Annotated in this window: 1 protein-coding gene and 1 pseudogene; one reads left to right on the top strand and one right to left on the bottom strand. The window is 42.8% G+C overall.

Annotated features, from left to right (window positions below; translation table 11 throughout):
- Positions 1 to 91: pseudogene (locus H4J63_RS19710) on the top strand (IS5/IS1182 family transposase); the annotation flags it as partial.
- Between the two features lie 35 nt (positions 92 to 126).
- Here H4J63_RS19710 and H4J63_RS19705 read toward each other — a convergent pair.
- Positions 127 to 1,173: an NAD(P)-dependent alcohol dehydrogenase gene (locus H4J63_RS19705; protein ID WP_002958143.1), complete on the bottom strand. Its 1,047-nt coding sequence runs from the start codon at positions 1,171 to 1,173 to the stop codon at positions 127 to 129.
- Positions 1,174 to 1,388: the final 215 nt, after the last annotated feature.

Genomic DNA, 1,388 nt, shown 5'->3' with positions numbered 1-1,388 from the left:
AGCCACGCGGTATGAAAAGCTTGAACGAAATTATCATTCAATGCTCGCTTTAGCATTTACTATGATGTGGCTACCAATGTGGGCTGATTGATATATGTACTACAAAGATCAACAGCCCCTAGTAAATTAAGCGTTTAACGATGCCATATCAATAACAAAGCGGTATCGTACGTCAGATTTTTCCATACGCTCGTATGCCGTGTTAATTTCGTCAATGTTGATCATTTCGCACTCAGGTAGCACGTTATTTTCACCACAAAAGTCGAGCATTTGTTGCGTCTGTGCAATACCACCAATAAGTGAGCCTGCAATACGACGGCGACCCATTAATAATGGCACCGTGCTTAGCTCATCCACTGGACCAACTTGGCCAACAATAACTAATGTACCATCTACATCAAGTAGCGGTGTGTAAATAGATAAATCATGTTTTACAGGGACTGTATCTATAATGACGTCAAAGGCAGATTGCGAGTCTTTCATTTCGTCATCATTAGATGACACTAAATAGTGCTGAGCGCCTAATTTAACCGCATCATCTTTTTTAGACTCACTACGGCCAATTACCGTAACGCTTGCGCCCATTGCAACTGCATTTTTAACGGCCATGTGACCAAGCCCACCTAGACCAACAACACCAACACGGCTACCTTTTTTTACGCCCCACTTATGAAGTGGCGAATACGTAGTAATACCTGCACAAAGTAGCGGTGCAACGCGTGAAAGGTCTAAATTTTCTGGTACAGAAAGTACAAATTCTTCGCGTACAACAACATGTTTAGAATACCCACCTTGGGTCATTTCACCACTAACGCGGTCTTTGCCTGCGTAAGTACCAACCATGCCTTCGCGGCAAAATTGTTCTTCGTCGTTATCACATTGATCGCAACTTTGGCACGAATCAACCATACAACCAACAGCAACCGTGTCGCCTTGCTTATATTTTTTAACGTCGCTACCTACCGACATAACTTTACCAACAATTTCGTGCCCAGGTACCAATGGGTAGTCACTGCCACCCCAATCATTTCGTACGGCGTGTAAATCTGAATGGCACACACCACAGTATAAAATTTCAATTTCTACATCGTTATTTCGTAAATCGCGGCGCTCAAAAGAAAATTCCGTCAATTCAGAACCTTGGCTTTTTGCTGCATATCCTACTGTCTTCATAATAACTCCATAGTGGTTAAAAATTTAAATCATCAACAGCATAGTACATAGCCTGTGAATAGAACCTGACAATATAAAATAGGCACAAATCGAGTAGGGTGAGGCTTTTGCCTCATCCCTCTCACAGAACCGTACGTACGGGCCTCGTATACGGCTCCTGTATTCTTCTATCCCTTCGGCTTATTTTCTAAACGCCGATTGAGCAAGCCATCCTG

This window comes from Pseudoalteromonas sp. 5Ae-yellow (genome assembly GCF_014077565.1).
In the GTDB taxonomy this organism is placed as follows: domain Bacteria; phylum Pseudomonadota; class Gammaproteobacteria; order Enterobacterales; family Alteromonadaceae; genus Pseudoalteromonas.
The sequence above is the reverse complement of the archived record's forward strand: the minus strand, read 5'-3'. Positions and strand labels throughout refer to the sequence as shown.